We start from the raw sequence: 15,839 nt of genomic DNA, 5'->3' as shown, positions 1-15,839 counted from the left end.
CGAAGCCCCGGCCCGCCGGTCAGATCCCGCCCCAGGTGGAGTCGAGCTCCTTGGCGACATCGATCACCTTGGCCTGCTCCGATGCCGGGCTGTCGATCTCACCGGCCACGTGCGCGGCGATGAACCGTTTGATCTCCGCGTCGACACCGGCCAGGATCCGCAGCACCTCGGCACGCAGTGACGTGGAGGTGACGTGGATCGAGATGTCGGACGGCCGCGGCTTCTTTACATCGAGGATCAGCAAGAGCGGCTCGGCGGCCAACGCCGTGGCCCGCAGGGCGATCTCACCGAACACCATGAACTTGGGCCGGTCGATGCGCAGGTCGATCACCATGTCGATCTCCAGCGGGATCCGGATGGAGAACGTGATGGTTTCGCCGACAATGCGGCTCACGCGGGGTTTTTGGATCTTGACCCGGGCGGTGACCTTCGCGATCTTGCCGGGCCCCTGGGCGATCGGACCCATCTCGAACGCGTCGCCGGCGATCGAGCCGATGGCGTCGCCGACCCGTTCCTCGGATACCGCCACCTCGAAGAACCGACGCCCGAATTCCTCGTAGGTGATGTAAGCGTGATCAGCCATGATCCTTCTACGGTCTCACGACGGTGTGCGACGACGGTGAAGCCGGGCCGAAATACCGCAACCGGGCGATGCCCAGCGGTCCGTTGCTGAGATCGGCGATCAGTACGGCCCGGCTCCCGTCGAGGTCCAGCCCGGCCACCAGATGACGGCCGGACGCGATCAGCTTGCGCCAGGAGGCACCCGAGGTACGTTCCACCAACCCGGACGTGCTCAGTGGGGTGTCGTCCCCCAGGTAGATGTCGGTGTCGGCGGTCAACCGCCGCTGCACCGCCACCGTGTCGCCGGCGCACAGGTCGTCGAGCAGCCCGGAGACCAGCCGCCTGCCCGCCCGCCCGGCACCGGCCATCCCCTTGGCGAAGCCCACCGCACCCGCGGGACCCTGATTACGCAGCAACGCCACGGCCAGGCGCAGCCCGACTGGCACGGCGCCCAGTCCGGCGCGGGCGAATTGTCCGATCATCGCGGGCAGCTGCCAGTACGCCTGCAGTTGGTCGATCCTCGGGCCGCCCGGGCCGGGCGCGACGACATAGCGAAGATAGGCGGGGATCCGCATCGAGACCGATGGGCTCATGACGACCTCGAGCTCGAGATCACGAATCACCGTGGAGCCGGCGACGAGGTCGACGTCGCGGTGGAAGGTGATGTCGCGCGGGGCGATGAAGGTGTCGTAGAACCGCTCGATCTCGGCAGCCCCGCGGTGCGGCCGGGAGCCCACCGGGTCCTCGACCTGTCCGCCCGCAGCGAACAGTCCCACCCATCCTCGGCGGTCGTGTGCACCCGCTGCCTGCGGTGACAATTCGACGGTGGCTAGCAGGTCGTCCCGTGTGAAGGCCATATGGTTCGTTTACCATCCCGCCCACCGCCGCGTGCGCGCACACTGGTGTTTGACACCTTGAGATTGCCCACAACCACCGAGGAGAGCGCCATGAGTGGCAGTGGACCGTTCGGATTCGACCCCGAGGACTTCGACCGCGTCGCCCGTGAGGCCGGCGAAGGGCTGCGCGACGCCCTCGACGGATTGAGCAAGTTCATCGCGAGGCCCGGCCAGGCGGGCGGTTGGGCTGGCCTGCTCGATGAGTTCGCCCGGTTCTCCCAGCCCAGAACGGAGCCGGAGACCACCGGCGAGAAGGGCGACGGAGTATGGGCCATCTACACCGTCGACGACGCCGGCGGCGCCCACATCGAGCAGGTGTACCCCAGTGAGCTCGAAGCCCTGCGGGCCAATGCCGGCAACACCGATCCTGGCCGCCGAGTCCGGTTCCTGCCCTACGGCATCGCCGTCAGCGTGCTCGACACGGATACCGGCGAGTAACAACGGCCCGAAATGTCGACTGCCGACCTTCGCGACCGGCTAGGATTCTGGCCCAAAGTCAACGAACTGCCCGGCCCGATTCGACCGGCGGCCGGCAATGCTGAGGGTGGGACATGATTCGCGAACTCTTCGCCACGACGGCGGTCGCCGCGGCGGCACTGGCAACAGCCATTTCGGTGGCGCCGGGTGCTCTTGCCGACGACAACAGCAACATGTACCCGGACAATCCGGGCCGCTATCCCACCGACGTCCCCGGCATGAGCTACGAGGCTTCCAACGGTGCGCCGTGCTTCAGCTGGGAACGCAACGTCTTCGGCCGCGGCCCTGGCGGCACCGCCATGCAGTGCAAGTGGATTCCGAACCAGTGGCCGCCGGTGTACACCGGCTTCTGGACCTACGCCTACCCGTTGAACGGCGTGCAGGAGATCGGGGCGCCGTGCCCGGGGCCGCAGGAAGCCGCTCAGTCGCCTGACGGCCGGCCGATGCTCTGCCTGGGCGAGCAGGGGTGGCAGCCGGGCATATTGACCGGAGATGGTTTCTTCCCGGTCTGAGGCGCGGGTCACATCCCACCGGCCATACAGCCGAGCGGTGCATGTATGGTCGTGGGGCCCGAATCCGTGACCAGGAGTGCCATGAGCGACGTCAAGTTCGACCTGTCCACAGTGTTCTCCACGGTGGCCAAAGCCGTCCCCGATCAGACCTTCCTGGTGTGGCGGGATCGCCGGTTGAGTTACGCCGAGTTCGACGCGCGCGTCGACGGCTTCGCCCATTACCTGGTGTCGGCCGGGCTCGGCACGCACACCGAGCGCGACGGGTTGGCCGGGCACGAATCGGGCCAGGACCACCTGGGCATCTACCTGCGCAACGGCAACGAGTACCTCGAGTCGATGATCGGCAGCTACCGCGCCCGGGTGGCACCGTTCAATGTCAGCTACCGGTACGTGGAGGAGGAACTCCTCTACCTGCTGAAGGATTCGAACGCCCGCGCGGTGATCTACAACGCCGAGTTCGCGCCCCGGGTCGCTGCGATCCGCGACCAGCTGCCGAATCTGCAGGAGCTCATCCAGGTCGCCGACGAATCGGGCAACGAGCTGCTGCCGGGTGCCGTCGATTACGAGACGATCCTCAAAACGCCTGCGCCGCAAGCCGGGATGCCGACTCCGTCCGGCGACGACCTGTACATCCTCTACACCGGCGGCACCACCGGCATGCCCAAGGGCGTGCTGTGGCGTCAGCACGACATCTTCCTGTCGTCGATGGGCGGCCGGCCGTTCGGCAGCGACACCTTCATCGCGTCGTACGAGGAGCTCGCCGAGCGGGCCGCCACCGCGGGTGGCGGGCTGTCGCTGCTGATGATCCCGCCGTTCATGCACGGTGCCGCGCAGTGGGCCGCCTACAACGCCATCACCATGGGCGGAAAGCTGGTCATCCCCGACGATGTGGTGAAGATGCGTCCGGGCAACGTGCTGGAGCTGGCCGCTCGCGAACGGGTGCTGAGCATCCCGGTGGTCGGCGATGCGATCGCCCGGCCGCTGGTCGACGAGATCGAGAAGGGCGACTACGACCTGTCGGGCCTGTTCACGATCACCAACGGCGGCGCGCCGCTGTCCCCCACCGTGCGTGAGCGCATCCTGGCCGCACTGCCGCACCTGATGTTGCTCGATGCCGTGGGTTCCTCGGAGTCGGGCACCCAGATGAGCACCGCTTCCACCGCGGGCACCGATTCCGAGGCGGCCACCTTCAACGCCCAGTCCGACACCGCGGTGGTGGCCGAGGATCTGTCCCGGGTGCTCGGCCCTGGCGAGAGCGGCGGCTGGCTGGCCCGGCGCGATCTCATCCCGCTGGGCTACCTGGGCGACGAGGCCAAGACGGCACGCACGTTCCCCACCATCGACGGGGTCCGTTGGGCCGTTCCGGGCGACCGGGCAAATGTCTTGGAAGACGGGCGTATCCAGCTGTTGGGCCGGGATTCGGTCACCATCAACTCGGGCGGCGAGAAGATCTTCGTCGAGGAGGTCGAGCGGGCCGTCGCTGCGCACCCCGCCGTCTACGACGTGGTGGTTGTCGGTCGCCCGTCGGAGCGTTGGGGTAACGAGGTCGTGGCGGTCGTGCAGTTCGCCGAGGGCGCCTCGGCCACCGACGAGGAGCTCGCGACGGTGTGTGAGCGGGCGATCGCGCGCTACAAGATCCCGAAGGCGTTCGTCCGCTCCCCTCAGATCGTGCGCTCCCCCGCGGGCAAGGCCGATTACCGGTGGGCCAAGTCGGTGGCCACCGAGCACGCCGAGGCCGTCAGCACCTCGTAGTCCGAAGGCTCAGGCCGCGAACAGTTTCCCGATGGCCGCGAGCATCGTGGCATGGGCGGCGACGGCCTGTTCCACGGTGATCGCCAGCAGCGGCCTGGGCGCGGCGATGGTCAGCTCTTCGGTGATCCGGGTTCCGGCCTCGGTCGGCGCGAAATCCACCTGGCTGTCCAGCTTTATCTGAGGGAACTGCCGGGCCTGCGCGGTCACCGCGCCCTCGGTGGGGACGACGAGCCGGGCCCGGTAGGTGATCGGAAGCGCGAACGGTCCCATCGGGATTCGATCGCGCACCTGGTAGTCCTGCCGGTATCCGTCGGGCAGGTCCACTCGGGAGGTGCTGCGCACCCACTGCACCAGCGGGTGCACCTGCGAGATGTGGTCCAGGTCGACGTAGAACGCCCGCACCTGTTCGGGGGGCGCCGGAACGTCACCGCTGACGCTGCGCCGGGCCTGGCCGATCCAGATGCTCACCGGCTCAGTTCACCACAGTCGGTCACACCACGAGACGCAGTTGCTCCCAACCGCGCACGGTGGAGGTCGGTGCCAGTTGCGCGCTGTCGTAGTCGATCTCCCATTCGGGGAATCGGTTGAGCAGTTCATCGAGTGCGACGCGGCCCTCCAGTCGGGCCAGGTTGGCGCCCAGGCAGTAGTGCAGTCCCTTGCCGAAGGTCAGGTGGCTGATGTTGTCGCGATGGATGTCGAAGGTGTCGGGGTTGCGGTAGCGACGCGGGTCGCGGTTGGCCGCCCCGAACAACAGCAGCATCGCGCTGCCCGCCGGCACCGCGGTGCCGCCGTACTCGAAATCCCGTGCCACCCAACGCGCCACATGTGGACCGGTCGGTTCGAAGCGCAGCGTCTCGTCGACCGCGCGGGTCAGCAGTGACCGGTCCCGCTCCACTTCCCGACGCTGGTCGGGGTGTTCGGCCAGCACTTTCGCCAGCCAGCCGACGAGCCGGCCGGTGGTCTCGTTTCCCGCACCCGCCACCACCTGGGTGTAGTGCAGCACTTCCTTGCGCTCAAGCTTGCGGGTGACGCCGAACTCGTCGGTGAACTCGACGTTCAGCAGGGCCGTCATCAGGTCGTCGGACGGGTTGCTCGCCCGCCACTCCACATAGTCGGCGTAGATCCGGCCGTCGGCGATGCGGTCGGCCTGCACCACCTTCATCGGCGCACCCGGCTTGGTCCGCAGATTGGCATCGTTGGCGTCACGCACCCCGATCTGCTCGGATTCCGGTATGCCGAGCAGCATTCCGATCACCCGCATCGGCATCATCGAGGCCAGTTCGGCGATGATGTCGAATCCGCCCGAGCCGACCAGCGGATCCAGGCACCGCACACAGAACTCCCGGATCTGATCCTCGATCTCGGCCATTCGCCGCGGTGTGAACACCCGCGACATCAGCCCGCGCAGCAGGGAGTGCATGGGCGGGTCCTCGAACATCATCACGCCCGGCGGCATGTCGAAGTCGGACTGGATCAGCTCGAGGATGTCACTTCGGCTGTTGGAGAACGTTTCCCAATCCGACAGGGATTTTTCGACATCGGCGTGGCGCGACAGGGCCCAGAAGTCGTAGCGCTCGTTGTAGTACAGCGGCGCTTCGTCGCGTAGCCGGGCGTACACCGGATACGGGTCGGCGACGATCCCGACGTCATAGGGGTCGTAGTACACCGTCATTTCAGGCCGCTGCCGGCGTCGACGGGCAGGGTGACCCCGGTGATGTAGCGGGCTTCGTCCGAGGCCAGGAACAGGACCGCGTTGCTGATGTCCTCGGGTGTGACCCACGGGATCGGCAGCATGTGGAACGTCTGGCAGATCGGGGCCAGATCGTCCGGACCCGGGTTCTCCAGGTCCGGCCGGAACATCCGGTAGGTCTTGTCGTTCATCAACATCGGGCTGTTGACGTGGGTGGGGTGCACAGAGTTGACCCGGATCGAATGCTGGCCCAGTTCGACGGCAAAGCTGCGCATCAGGCCGACCACACCGTGTTTGGCGGCGACGTAGTGCCCGGTGAACGGGTAAGCCTTCGTCCCGGCCACCGAGCTGGTCAGGGTGATCGACCCGCCCCGCCCGCCGGCAAGGATATGGGGCACACCGGCTTTCACCGTCTTCCAGACCCCGCTGAGATTGACGTCGATCATCTCCTGCCAGAGGTCTTCGTCCATCCGGTCCAGCTTCACCCCGGTAGTTCCGATGCCCGCGTTGGCCGCGATGATGTCGAGCCGCCCCAGCTGCTCGACGCCGCTGTCGACGGCGGCCTTGAGGGCGCCGAAATCTCGCACGTCGACCTCGGCGGTGACGACGCGCCGGCCCAGGTTCTTCACCAGATCGGCGGTCTCGGCCAGGTCCTCGGCCGTCGCCCCCGATGCCGGCGACCGGTCGAAGGTGGCGCAGATGTCCACCGCGATGATGTCGGCGCCCTCGGCCGCCAACCGCACCGCATGGCTGCGGCCCTGACCCCGGGCCGCTCCGGTGATCAGCGCGACCTTGCCGTCGACCCGTCCTGTCATCGCCCACCTTCCGACTTTGGGCGATCGCCCAATAATTACACTCAGGCCATGTCTAGCAGCCGTCGCCGCGCGTGGTCAAGGGTGCGATGAGCCCGCCCAGCACCACCCGCCGAGCGCTGATCCGGGCCACCGCCCAGGTCATGCTCGAGGAGGGCTATGCCGCGGCGACCTCGCGGCGGGTGGCCGCGCAGGCCGGGGTCAAACCCGCACTCGTGCACTACTACTTCCCCACCATGGACGACCTGTTCATCGCGGTCCTGGCGGCCGGCGCCGAGACGAACCTCACCGCGCAGCAGGAAGCCTTCGCCCAGGACGCTCCGCTGCATGCGCTGTGGGAACTCAACAACACCCAAGGTGCGGCGCTGTGGATGGAGTTCATGGCCCTGGCCAACCACCGCAAGGCCATCCGCAGCGAGATCGCGGGCTATGCCGATCGGTTCCGGGATCTCGAGGAGGCCGCGATGGCCTCGGCCCTGCGGGCCCACGGTGTCGACACCGACGAGTTTCCGCCCGTGGTGATGTCGATGATCGTGGCGAGCCTGGCCCGCATCCTGGTGCTCGAGCAGGGTCTGGGCATCAGCCGCGGGCATGCCGCAGCGCAGGATTTCGTGCAGCGCTACCTGGACCGGTTCGATCAGCCTGAGGAGGATCCGGCATGAGCCTGCTGCACGAATTGGTTTCGGCCGCGGCTGCCGGCGCGCCCGGGCGCCCGGCCGTGGTGACCGATGACGGCGTCACCGCGACATTCGCCGAGTTCGATCGCCAGATCCGTGGCGTCGCGGGCTGGGTGGCGGACCGGACCGCTCCTGGTGACCGGGTGGCCGTGGTTGCCGACAACAGTGCCACCTACGCCCAGTTGTACTACGGCGTGCCGCGCAGCGGACGGGTGCTGACCCTGATCAATCAACGTCTCAGCCCGGCCGAACAGGCCGCCCAGTTGGCCACCGCCGGACCCGCCCTGCTGCTCGGCGACGAGCGGTACCTTTCGGCTCTCGCACCCACCGTCACGCCTACAGTCGCATTCGAATCCGACGAATGGCGGGCCGCCCCCGAGTCCGATCTCCCCCTGACCGGTAGCACCGGGCCCGACGACCCGGCCTGGCTGCTGTTCACCAGCGGATCCACTGGGGTTCCGAAAGCTGTTGTGCACAGCCACCGTTCGGTTCTCACCGCGGTGCGGGGCTCGGTGGCGGGCCGCTCGGTGCGGCCGGGCGGGGTCTACCTGTTGCCGTTTCCGATGTGCCACATCGCCGGTTACAACATGCTGGTCCAGCACGCGGTGGCCGCGACCGTCGTCCTGTGCGCCCAGTACCGCCCGGAGAGTTTCGCGCAGCTGGTACGCAGGCACGGTGTTACCTCATGTTCGTTGGCGCCGACGATGCTGCACTCGCTGCTCGGCCACCTCGAACACACCGGGACCGATCTGCCCACCCTCGACGCGATCGCCTACGGGTCGGCGGCGATGCCGCTGGATCTGCTGCGCCGGGCGATCGACACCCTCGGTGTCGACTTCCACCAGGGCTACGGGATGACCGAAACCGGCGGGAACATCACGTTTCTCGGCCCCGAGGACCATCGGGCCGGAGCTGCGGGCCGTCCCGAGTTGCTCACCAGCGCGGGCTATCCGCACGGCGACGTCCAGATCGGTATCGCCGACCCGGACGCCGGACTGCTGCCGCCCGGGCAGGTGGGCGAGATCGTGGTGCGCGGCGCCCAGGTGACGCCCGGCTACTGGCCCGACGGGGCGAGTACCGAGGACGGTTGGCTGCGCACCGGCGACATGGGTCGTACCGACCCCGACGGACGGTTGTTCGTAGTCGACCGGCTCAAGGACATCATCGTCACCGGTGGTGAGAATGTGTCCTCCCGCGAGGTCGAGGACGCCCTGTCCGGACATCCCGGGGTGGACCAGGTGGCGGTGGTCTCCGTCCCCGATGACTACTGGGGCGAAGCCGTGTGCGCAGTGGTTGTCCCGAAACCGGCGCAGCGACCGACCGCCGACGAGTTGATCAGCCACGTGCGGAGCGCGATCGCGGGTTTCAAGCGGCCGCGGGTGGTGCTGTTCACCGACGCGCTACCGCTGACCGGTAACGGCAAGGTCGCCAAGGACCGGGTTCGTGCCCTCGCTCGCAGTGCTGTTCTGGACGGCGCCGAGCACACGTAGCAGGTCGGGCTTCATCCGGCTCAGTTCCTGGCCCCAGTAGCCCCAGCTGTGGATGCCGTCCGGGAAGTTGAACACCGCATTCGTGCCTCCGGCGGCCCGATAGGCGTCGGCAAAGGCGCGGTTGGAGTCGATCGCGAAGCCTTCCAGAAAACCCAGTCCGCCGATCGGTGCGTTCGGGCTGGCCAGGGACGGATCCCGGGCCGTGCCGTTGCCGCAGTAGATCCAGAGCCGGGTGCCGTTGGCGATCAACCGTCCCACGTTCACCGTCGGGTCGTTGCGGGCCCAGGCCGGGTCCCCGGGCGGGCCCCACATCGCATCCGGATTGAAGCCGCCGTTCCAGCTCATCGCGACCCGGACCAGGCCGGGCCACTGCGCGGCCGACAGATTCAGGAAGCCGGACAGCGCGCCCGCGTAGCTGAACTGCTGTGGGTGATAGGCGGCCAGCACCAGGGCCGACGACCCGCCCATCGACAGCCCCACCACGGCGTTACCGGTCTGGGCGACGTGCCGGTTGATTGCCAGCCAGGCCGGTAGCTCCCGCGTCAGGAAGGTCTCCCATTTGTAGGTCCAGGTACCGCCGTTGCCGACCGCCGGCGCATACCAGTCGCTGTAGAAGCTGGACTTTCCGCCCACCGGCATGACCACCGAGATTCCGCTCCCGTCGAACCAGTCGAAGGCCGCGGTGTTGATGTCCCATCCGTTCCGGTCATCACCGGCTTCCATGCTGTCGAGCAGATACACGGCGTGGGAATCTGTTCCGCCGCTGAGAAATTCGACCCGCACATCGCGAGCCATCGCGTCCGACGGTACGGTGAGGATCTCGACCGGCACATTTGGAATACGCTTGGGACACCGGCGCTGTCAGGCCACCGGTCAATGCCGAGGCAGCTACCGCCACGGCAACAACCCTGCTCCACTTCGCGACGATCATCATCATTGCCTCGTGGCCAACCCCTCAACGGCCCCGACACAGCGGACAATACGCCGAGAACGGGTGTTTTCCGGGTTTTCCTCGAAATGCCTCGGCAAATTTGACGGCGCGTCAATGCAATCCACGTTTCGGGCGGCACGACGGTGCTAGCGTTCGGCGTTACCTGAGCGCACCTGGGGGTTCTAGATGACTACCGATCAGCCTGACTGGACCAAGCCCGCCGCGATGGCCATCCCGCCGGAGGGCTATTTCGAACTCAAGGAGGGTCGATACGGCCCGACCTACCCGAGAACGCCCGCCTGCCACGGGTTTTCCATCATCGCCAAGGTGAAGGAAGGCCGTGAGGAGGCGGTGCGCGCGTACAGCAAGCAGATCGAGGAAGCCGTCGCCGAGAGCCCTGAAGTCCTTGCGCCACTGCGGCTGCACTACTTGCGCTGGCAACTGTTCGACGTCGGCTCGGGCCTGCATTTCCAATACCAGGGCATCTTCGACACCGACTTCGACAAGTACACCGAAGACGCCGTGCAATTGTTCAGCGCTACCGGCATCACCACGGTGTTCACCAACCTGGAGGGCTTCCCCGAGGACTGGAAGGAGAACCCGCAGGCGTTCATCGAGTTCGTCCGGGCCCACCAGGTGCCGAGCTTCCTCGAATACGGTGAGTACCCCTACGTCACCGCCGACGAGATCAAGAAGGCCCTGCGCCTCAAGTCCGCCTTCTCCACCATGCTCGACCAGATGCAATAACGGCCGTGCTCGAGTTCGAGGACATCCAGCACATCCTGCTGACCCGCACACCGGCCATCACCGGGCGCTACGAGTTCCTGACCTTCGACACCCCTGAGGGCGGCCGGGCCTGGCTCACCGAACTGCTGGACAAGGTGTCCTCGGCCGCGGATGCCAAGGCCACCATGGACGAATCCGACCGCTGGGTCACGCTGGCCTTCACCTGGACCGGACTGCGGGCACTCGGCGTCGACGAGGAGTCGCTGGCCACCTTCCCGGACGCATTCCGGGAAGGTATGGCACGGCGCGCCCCGATCCTCGGCGACACCGGCGCGGCCGCCCCCGAGCACTGGTTGGGCGGCCTGGCCGGCGACGATCTGCATGCGATCGCGATCCTGTTCTCCCGCACCGACGAGCAGTACCGTCGCTCCATCGCGGAGCACGACAAGCTGCTCGACCGGACCCCCGGGGTGCGCAGCCTGTCCTACCTCGACCTGAATGCGACCCCGCCGTTCAACTACGCCCATGATCACTTCGGATACCGCGATCGGCTGTCGCAACCGGTGATGAAGGGCTCCGGCGAAGAGCCCACGCCGGGTTCCGGCGACCCGCTCGAACCCGGAGAGTTCATCCTCGGCTACCCCGATGAGGACGGACCGGTCGCGAACCTGCCCAAGCCGGATATGTTGTCGCGCAACGGCAGTTATCTGGCGTACCGCCGGCTCGAGGAACACGTCGCGCTGTTCCGCGACTACCTCCGTGAGCGGTCAGATTCGCCGGAAGCCGAGGAACTGCTGGCCGCGAAGTTCATGGGCCGGTGGCGCAGTGGTGCGCCCCTGGTGCTGGCGCCCGAGCAGGACGATCCCGAACTGGGCGCGGACCCCATGCGTAACAACGACTTCAACTACAAGGAAACGGATCCCTTCGGCTATGCGTGCCCGCTCGGGTCGCATGCGCGCCGGCTCAACCCACGCGACACCGCTCACTACATGAACCGCCGCCGGATGATCCGGCGCGGCGCCACCTATGGTCCCGCACTCCCCGACGGCGCCGCCGATGACGGGGTGGATCGCGGCATCGCGGCGTTCATCATCTGCGCCGACCTGGTGCGCCAGTTCGAGTTCGCGCAGAACGTATGGATCAACGACAAGTCGTTCCACGAACTGGGCAACGAGCACGACCCGATCTGCGGCACCCAGGACGGCACTCTCGATTTCACTGTTCCGAAACGCCCGATACGTAAAGTGCACAAGGGAATACCGGCGTTCACCACACTGCGGGGTGGGGCGTACTTCTTCCTGCCGGGCATGTCGGGACTGCGGTATCTGGCGGGCCTGCCGTAATTCGGGCCCTACGGCATCGCGCCGAGGAACCACAGGCCTGCCGGCGCCGGGCTCGGTTGGGGCACCGGGCTCGGTTGGACAGCCGGGCTCGGTTGGACGGCCGGAAGCGCCGCGGGAAATACGGGTCCGGGCAACGGGTCGGCCGCGATGTGCGGTTCGGCAGCGGGTAGAGCAGCGGGTGCGGGTAGGTGTGGCTGCGCGGCCGGAAGGTGCGGGAGGGCTGCCGGAACGACGTGGGGCACAGCGGTTTCGACCACTGAGACCGGTTCGGCGATCGGCGCCCGCTCGGCGCGTTCGGCCGCTTGGATCGAGACGTCCGGCTCGGCAGGCGACTCCGCCACCGACCGGGGAACGTCCCGCGGGGTGATGACGGTGACGAGTTGCGGCTCCGCAGCCGCGGTGACGCCGGAGTCAGCGGCGGCCGGATCCGGCACCGGTTCGACGAATTGCGAGCCGACGGTGAGTAGTCCCACCGCGACCGCCGCGGCAGTCGCGGCCATCGCCCGCACCGCGTTGTGCCTGCGTGGCGACACGGTCCGGGGCGCGGCGAGCCTCGGCGTCCTGGCGACCGCGTCGGTCACGACCGCCAGCGCGGCAGCCCGGGCGGCGGTGCCGGATTGTCCCGGGACCATCCGCACGTCGTCGAACCCGGCGGCGGCGAGCAGCTCGAAGAGCTCGGCCACCGGGTCGTCCTCGCCGTGATCGGAGACGACGCCGGCCGCACATACGCCGATCGCCACCACCTTCTGACCACTGGCAGCCGCGATGGCCTGTGCACTGCGGGCAGCGGCCGCCGCTCGGCCGGCCAGGTCACCGGCGACCTCGACGTCGAAGGCATCGGCATCGAGCGGGGTGAGGTCTGCGGTGGGGCTGTCGCCGTCGACGAGTGCCCAGGCGATGCCGTGTGAAGTCACCGACAGCCCCAGCACTGTCTTCACCCTGCGCCCTCGATTCTTCTCGTATGACCGGCACCCGGCCGCGACGAGCGTATGACGGGTCGCAGGCATCGGCATCCGGGAGAAGGGGTCGGTAACCGGCTGGGCACCGAGAATTCACCCGGATGCTATTTTGGCCGCCGAACCAGCCCGAATCCGGGCGGCAAGGAGGCGATCATCGGCACATACGCGGTCACCGGATCCGCATCCGGCATGGGCTTGCAGGCGGCCCGACGGCTCCAGGATCTCGGGCACACCGTGATCGGTGTGGACCTCAAAGAAGGCGATGTGGTTGCCGACCTGTCCACGCCGCAGGGACGGCGGGCGGCTGCCGACGGCGTCCTGGCGGCGTGCGGCGGAGTGCTCGACGGGGCGGTGCTGGCCGCCGGGCTCGGCCCGGGCCCAGGCGCTGACCGCAACCGGTTGATCGCCGAGGTCAACTTCCTGGGCGTGGTCGAACTCCTCGAGGGCTGGCAGCCCGCGCTGGCCAATGCGGACCGCGCCAAAGTCGTGGTGATTTCCAGCAATTCGACGACAACGGTGCCGGTGGTTCCCCGCCGGACCATCCGGGCATTGTCGGCGCGCGACACCGACCGGGCGGTCCGCTCGCTGCGTCTGCTGGGCCGCAACGGGTCGGCCATCATGTACGCGGCGTCCAAGATCGCGGTGAGTCGCTGGCTGCGGGTCAATGCGGTCTCCGCGGAATGGGCCGGTGCGGGTATCCGCCTGAACGCGTTGGCCCCCGGCGCCATCCTGACTCCACTTCTGCAGGCCCAACTCGCCGATCCGCGCGAGGGTGCCGCCGTGCGGAAGTTCCCGGTACCGATCGGCGGATACGGCGACGCAGGCCATCTCGCTGACTGGATGTGTTTCATGCTGTCAGACTCGGCCGATTTCCTCTGCGGCAGTGTGATTTTCGTCGACGGCGGCTCCGACGCCTTCTTCCGCCCCCAGGAGTGGCCCACGGCGGTGCCGCTGCGCCGTCTGCCGCGATATCTGTGGCGGTTCGCCCGCGGCGTACGACATGGGTGATACGGGCCCTGCCCACGGGCGGCGGCGAGCGTGGGCCGCGGTCGCGCTGCTGACCCTGGTCGGAACCCTCAACTACGTCGACCGGTTCCTGCCCTCGGTGCTGGCCGAACCGATCAAACACGAACTTGCCCTGTCGGACACCGCGATCGGGGTGATCAACGGGTTCGGCTTCCTGATCGTGTACGCGGTCCTCGGCGTCGCGGTGGCCCGGGTTGCCGACCGCGGAGCGTTCGGCGCGGTGATCGCCGGGTGTCTGACACTGTGGGGCACCATGACCATGCTCGGCGGTGCCGTGCAGTCCGGCTTTCAGCTCGCGCTCACCCGGGTGGGCGTCGCGGTCGGCGAGGCAGGTAGCACCCCGGCCGCACATGCCTATGTGGCCCGCAACTTCCCCCGGAGCGTCGCGCGGCACCCCTGGCGGTCATCACGTTCTCGATTCCGCTGGCCAGCGGCGCCAGCCTGATCGGCGGCGGTCTGTTGGCCGAAAACCTGGGGTGGCGAACGGCTTTCGTGGCGATCGGCGCGTTCAGCGTGGTGTTCGCCCCACTGGTGTTGTTGATCGTCGGAGCCCGCCAGTCACTGCCGGTTGCGGAACACCAGGAGCAGGACGTGACCGACAGGTGGTGGGGGCTGCTGCGCAAGCGCAGCTTCCTGGCCGTCATCGGTGGGACCGCATTTGTCTCGGCCGCCGGTTACTCGCTGACCACGTTCTCGCCGGCCTTCCTGATGCGGACGCGTTCCATGTCACTCAGTGAGGTCGGGTGGGAGTACGGCCTGGCCACCGGGCTGGCCGGGGTGCTCGGGCTGCTGATCGTGGGCCGGCTGGCCGATCGGCTGGCGGTGCGCGACCCGCGCTGGCTGCTGTGGATCGTCGTGGCGACGACGGCGTTGCTCCTGCCGGCTTCTGTGTTGGCGTTCACCGTCGAAAGCCGCCTGGCGTGCGTGTGGTTCCTGGCACTCAGCTACGTCATCGGCACGGCATACCTGGCGCCGTCCATTGCCGCCATCCACCGCCTGGTACTGCCGGCGCAACGGGCCACCGCGTCGGCGATCTTCCTGTTCTTCAACGCCATTCTCGGGTCCATCGGCCCGTTCGTCACCGGACTGATCAGTGACGCCCTGACCGCCGATCTCGGCGTGCACGCGCTGGGCCGGGCGCTGCTGATCCTGGTTCCGGTGCTGCAGCTGCTGGCCATGGGCTGTTATCTCGTCGCCGCCCGCTGGTACCGCAGCGACCTCATCGAGACGAACAACTAGTCCGTCGGGGTGCCCTCGGCACGCGCCCGGCGTCGGGTGGCGCCCCACAGCCCGACGGCGATGCCGACGACCGCTCCCCCGAGCCCGATGATCTGCTGTGACCGGGGCAGCTGGTCGTGTACCGCCACCCCGCCGAGCAGGTCTGCGGCGTCAGCGCCGCCGGAGGCCAAAAACCAGCCGCGGGTGTCCCTGCCGCGCAGTCCCGCCGTCAACAGCAGTCCGCCGATCAGCGCGTCGCGATATCCCATCGACCGCCACATCAGCTGCGCAGTTGCATCTGGTGTCTCCCGGGCACCCCACCACCGGTCGGCCCGCTTGGGGTCGACGAGGAACGAGACTCCCGACGCGAATCGGATGGCACCGGCGGCCAGCGCGGCCCAGTCGGCCATCAGCGTTTCTTCTTCGGATCGATGACCGTCGGCGGTCCGTCGGGATGGAGCGCACCTCCCTCGTTGAGCCAGTCGGCGATCTCTGCGGCATCTTCACGCGTGACTGGTCGACGCCTACTGAACAGCGATTTCACCTTTTTGGTCAGCTTCGGCATACCCCGATGGTAGGGCGGAATCGAGACGACTACCGCGGCTTGGCGAAGCCTGCGAAACCGCTTGTCAAACTGGCTGGAATACAGAGCTTTTCGAAGCTGCCCGGACGTGGGGGCCGGCCGCCATGGCGACGATTTTTCCGCAACCGGTCCCTCGAATCGTCTCCACCGCGATAATCGAGGAAGCCGAGCTCGAAGAGGAGCAAA

17 protein-coding genes and 1 pseudogene are annotated in these 15,839 nt (G+C 67.7%); 9 read left to right on the top strand and 9 right to left on the bottom strand.

The window, feature by feature from the left end:
• Positions 1-19 precede the first annotated feature (19 nt).
• Together AC4LGL_RS23395 and AC4LGL_RS23390 are read right to left on the bottom strand one after the other, a co-directional pair.
• Entirely contained in the window at positions 20-583 is a 564-nt protein-coding gene (locus AC4LGL_RS23395) for a hypothetical protein (protein ID WP_064887654.1), read from the bottom strand.
• A gap of 7 nt (positions 584-590) precedes the next feature.
• Positions 591-1,418 carry a ketosteroid isomerase family protein gene (locus AC4LGL_RS23390; protein ID WP_491840852.1) on the bottom strand — a complete coding sequence of 276 codons (828 nt, stop codon included), beginning with the start codon at positions 1,416-1,418 and terminating at the stop codon, positions 591-593.
• A 90-nt stretch (positions 1,419-1,508) separates the two neighbouring features.
• Between AC4LGL_RS23390 and AC4LGL_RS23385 the strand changes: the two genes are divergently transcribed.
• The 3 genes from AC4LGL_RS23385 to AC4LGL_RS23375 all read left to right on the top strand — a co-directional run bounded on the left by AC4LGL_RS23385 (position 1,509) and on the right by AC4LGL_RS23375 (position 4,198).
• Positions 1,509-1,895, top strand: a complete 387-nt coding sequence (locus AC4LGL_RS23385) for an Rv0313 family protein (RefSeq protein ID WP_064887658.1) — start codon at positions 1,509-1,511, stop codon at positions 1,893-1,895.
• 113 nt (positions 1,896-2,008) lie between these two features.
• Positions 2,009-2,446 (top strand): hypothetical protein, encoded by a 438-nt coding sequence (locus tag AC4LGL_RS23380; RefSeq protein WP_491840851.1) that lies wholly within the window; start codon positions 2,009-2,011, stop codon positions 2,444-2,446.
• 81 nt (positions 2,447-2,527) lie between these two features.
• A complete protein-coding gene (locus AC4LGL_RS23375) occupies positions 2,528-4,198 on the top strand; it encodes an acyl-CoA synthetase (RefSeq protein WP_491840850.1) in 1,671 nt (556 codons plus the stop codon).
• 9 nt (positions 4,199-4,207) lie between these two features.
• Here AC4LGL_RS23375 and AC4LGL_RS23370 read toward each other — a convergent pair whose 3' ends face one another.
• Genes AC4LGL_RS23370 through AC4LGL_RS23360 form a run of 3 tightly spaced genes read right to left on the bottom strand, consistent with a single transcriptional unit; the run spans position 4,208 to position 6,703 of the window.
• Positions 4,208-4,666 carry an SRPBCC family protein gene (locus AC4LGL_RS23370; RefSeq protein WP_491840849.1) on the bottom strand — a complete coding sequence of 153 codons (459 nt, stop codon included), beginning with the start codon at positions 4,664-4,666 and terminating at the stop codon, positions 4,208-4,210.
• A gap of 22 nt (positions 4,667-4,688) precedes the next feature.
• Complete coding sequence (locus AC4LGL_RS23365; protein ID WP_491840848.1) at positions 4,689-5,870, bottom strand: cytochrome P450; 1,182 nt, start codon at positions 5,868-5,870, stop codon at positions 4,689-4,691.
• Positions 5,867-6,703, bottom strand: coding sequence for a mycofactocin-coupled SDR family oxidoreductase (locus tag AC4LGL_RS23360; protein WP_491840847.1), 837 nt, complete (start codon positions 6,701-6,703; stop codon positions 5,867-5,869). The genes AC4LGL_RS23365 and AC4LGL_RS23360 overlap by 4 nt, the downstream gene beginning before the upstream one ends.
• Before the next feature lie 86 nt (positions 6,704-6,789).
• Here AC4LGL_RS23360 and AC4LGL_RS23355 point away from each other — a divergent pair, with 86 nt between their 5' ends.
• Both AC4LGL_RS23355 and AC4LGL_RS23350 read left to right on the top strand, forming a co-directional pair.
• The gene (locus AC4LGL_RS23355) at positions 6,790-7,362 is read left to right on the top strand and encodes a TetR/AcrR family transcriptional regulator (RefSeq protein ID WP_491840846.1); all 573 of its coding nucleotides are present in this window, start codon (positions 6,790-6,792) and stop codon (positions 7,360-7,362) included.
• The gene (locus AC4LGL_RS23350; RefSeq protein WP_491840845.1) at positions 7,359-8,867 is read left to right on the top strand and encodes an AMP-binding protein; all 1,509 of its coding nucleotides are present in this window, start codon (positions 7,359-7,361) and stop codon (positions 8,865-8,867) included. Before AC4LGL_RS23355 ends, AC4LGL_RS23350 begins: the two co-directional genes overlap by 4 nt.
• Here AC4LGL_RS23350 and AC4LGL_RS23345 read toward each other — a convergent pair.
• Positions 8,778-9,662, bottom strand: coding sequence for an esterase family protein (locus AC4LGL_RS23345; RefSeq protein WP_491840844.1), 885 nt, complete (start codon positions 9,660-9,662; stop codon positions 8,778-8,780). The genes AC4LGL_RS23350 and AC4LGL_RS23345 overlap by 90 nt on opposite strands.
• Before the next feature lie 322 nt (positions 9,663-9,984).
• On the opposite strand from AC4LGL_RS23345, the gene AC4LGL_RS23340 reads away from it, so the two are divergent.
• Both AC4LGL_RS23340 and AC4LGL_RS23335 read left to right on the top strand, forming a co-directional pair.
• Positions 9,985-10,545, top strand: a complete 561-nt coding sequence (locus tag AC4LGL_RS23340; protein ID WP_491840843.1) for a hypothetical protein — start codon at positions 9,985-9,987, stop codon at positions 10,543-10,545.
• 5 nt (positions 10,546-10,550) lie between these two features.
• The gene (locus tag AC4LGL_RS23335; protein ID WP_491840842.1) at positions 10,551-11,867 is read left to right on the top strand and encodes a Dyp-type peroxidase; all 1,317 of its coding nucleotides are present in this window, start codon (positions 10,551-10,553) and stop codon (positions 11,865-11,867) included.
• Between the two features lie 8 nt (positions 11,868-11,875).
• Here the strand turns inward: AC4LGL_RS23335 and AC4LGL_RS23330 are convergent, their stop codons facing one another.
• Positions 11,876-12,805 carry a DUF7159 family protein gene (locus AC4LGL_RS23330; RefSeq protein WP_491840841.1) on the bottom strand — a complete coding sequence of 310 codons (930 nt, stop codon included), beginning with the start codon at positions 12,803-12,805 and terminating at the stop codon, positions 11,876-11,878.
• Positions 12,806-12,979: 174 nt separating this feature from the next.
• On the opposite strand from AC4LGL_RS23330, the gene AC4LGL_RS23325 reads away from it, so the two are divergent.
• Both AC4LGL_RS23325 and AC4LGL_RS23320 read left to right on the top strand, forming a co-directional pair.
• A complete protein-coding gene (locus AC4LGL_RS23325) occupies positions 12,980-13,834 on the top strand; it encodes an SDR family oxidoreductase (protein WP_491840979.1) in 855 nt (284 codons plus the stop codon).
• Positions 13,827-15,091 (top strand): annotated as a pseudogene (locus tag AC4LGL_RS23320) (spinster family MFS transporter). Before AC4LGL_RS23325 ends, AC4LGL_RS23320 begins: the two are co-directional and overlap by 8 nt.
• Here the strand turns inward: AC4LGL_RS23320 and AC4LGL_RS23315 are convergent.
• Both AC4LGL_RS23315 and AC4LGL_RS23310 read right to left on the bottom strand, forming a co-directional pair.
• The gene (locus tag AC4LGL_RS23315) at positions 15,088-15,483 is read right to left on the bottom strand and encodes a DUF4267 domain-containing protein (protein ID WP_463793772.1); all 396 of its coding nucleotides are present in this window, start codon (positions 15,481-15,483) and stop codon (positions 15,088-15,090) included. The pseudogene AC4LGL_RS23320 and the gene AC4LGL_RS23315 sit on opposite strands and share 4 nt — an antisense overlap.
• The gene (locus tag AC4LGL_RS23310; protein ID WP_463793627.1) at positions 15,480-15,635 is read right to left on the bottom strand and encodes a hypothetical protein; all 156 of its coding nucleotides are present in this window, start codon (positions 15,633-15,635) and stop codon (positions 15,480-15,482) included. The genes AC4LGL_RS23315 and AC4LGL_RS23310 overlap by 4 nt, the downstream gene beginning before the upstream one ends.
• Positions 15,636-15,839: the final 204 nt, after the last annotated feature.

Source organism: Mycolicibacterium arcueilense, from assembly GCF_058536225.1.
This window is presented reverse-complemented; position numbering and strand designations above follow the sequence as displayed.